Consider the following 1,373-nt stretch of genomic DNA (forward strand, 5'->3'; position numbering starts at 1 on the left):
CTATATTTTAACAAATTATTCAGAAAATTGATATGATTTTTTAATTCAAAGAAATGGATATATAATTTTAAAATTACACTTGCATATTTTGGAATATGACTATACAATATCGTTATACGATATATCGCTAGTCGATATATCACGAAGCGATGTATCGGAGGTAGTTATAATGAATGGGAAAGCGCAAAAATATATTCCATTAACTGAAGCGACATATTACATATTATTGTCACTGGTGAAGCCAATGCACGGTTATGGAATTATGCAAATGGTAGAAGAGATGACAAATGGGGAAGTAAAGCTCGGACCTGGTACTTTATATGGCAATACGACGAAGTTACTAAAAGAGAAGTTAATTGTTGAGGTTGCCTCAACAGACAGGAAGAAGTGCTATGAGTTAACACCATTTGGGAGAGAAGTATTGGAATTGGAGTATGAAAGGTTACAACGATCTGTCAGGAATGGAAACAGTATTTTAGGGGAGTGAATGGGAGATGGAGACAAAGAGGGTATTGAAGTTTTTCGCGGCATGGAGTTTAGAAAAAGAAGAAGCTTTTTTACGGAAAATGCATCAACAAGGCTGGGCATTACAAAAATATAACGTCATGTATACGTTTAAGAAAACTGAACCGAAAGATGTAATATATAAAGCAGATTTTAGATTAGATTATAAAGACTCAAAGGAAAAACAAAAAGAATATCTTGATATATATGAAATGTGTGGGTGGAAACATGTAACGAGTTTTACAAAATGGAATTATTTTTGTAAAGAGGTAGAAGATGATAATGAGTTACCTGACATTTATTCAGAAAAAGAGACGAGGATACAAAAACTAAAGGAGTTATCACTATTTTTTGTTATTATGTTAGTAACTATATTACCATCAATGTATAACGTATTTTTAAGCCCGATAGAATCAAGAGTGCCTATTTGGGCGAAAGTTATGGTGGGGGTTGTTGGTTGTATGTGGATGTATCTCTTTATAAGGCTCTCTTGGAAAATTAAGGGGCTGAAAAGCGAAATATTATAACAAAGAATGGATTTTTTAAGAAGATGATATCGTAGAATTTATCGGAATCATCTTCTTTTATTTCTATCTAATTTCATTTTGTTCACTCTTTTTTATATAATAAAAAACTGTATACTTACGGCATAGAACTAACAATTACAGAGATAAACCCGTAACAATACCTAACAAAATCATAAATGATGACGAGGCGACTAATAATAATGAACTACCAACTAATATTTTTCTATTAGGTTTTTGGTTTTTAAAATGGTAATAAAGTAAAAAGCCGCAAACAGTAGAAACAATCCATATAGCTAGCCCGTAAGGAGTCGTTATCTTCTTCCAATCGAAAATCCAAAAGTA

Annotated in this window: 3 protein-coding genes; 2 read left to right on the forward strand and 1 reads right to left on the reverse strand. The window is 32.0% G+C overall.

From position 1 onward, the window contains the following. Positions 1 to 169: 169 nt before the first annotated feature. Together KI356_RS26630 and KI356_RS26635 are read left to right on the forward strand one after the other, a co-directional pair. Positions 170 to 487, forward strand: coding sequence for a PadR family transcriptional regulator (locus KI356_RS26630; protein ID WP_212936951.1), 318 nt, complete (start codon positions 170 to 172; stop codon positions 485 to 487). 7 nt (positions 488 to 494) lie between these two features. Further along, positions 495 to 1,031, forward strand: coding sequence for a DUF2812 domain-containing protein (locus tag KI356_RS26635; protein ID WP_212936952.1), 537 nt, complete (start codon positions 495 to 497; stop codon positions 1,029 to 1,031). A gap of 135 nt (positions 1,032 to 1,166) precedes the next feature. Here KI356_RS26635 and KI356_RS26640 read toward each other — a convergent pair. Then, on the reverse strand, positions 1,167 to 1,373 hold a 207-nt coding region (locus KI356_RS26640; protein ID WP_238486248.1), incomplete at its 5' end, for a hypothetical protein.

This window comes from Bacillus hominis (assembly GCF_018332515.1).
In the GTDB taxonomy this organism is placed as follows: domain Bacteria; phylum Bacillota; class Bacilli; order Bacillales; family Bacillaceae_G; genus Bacillus_A; species Bacillus_A hominis.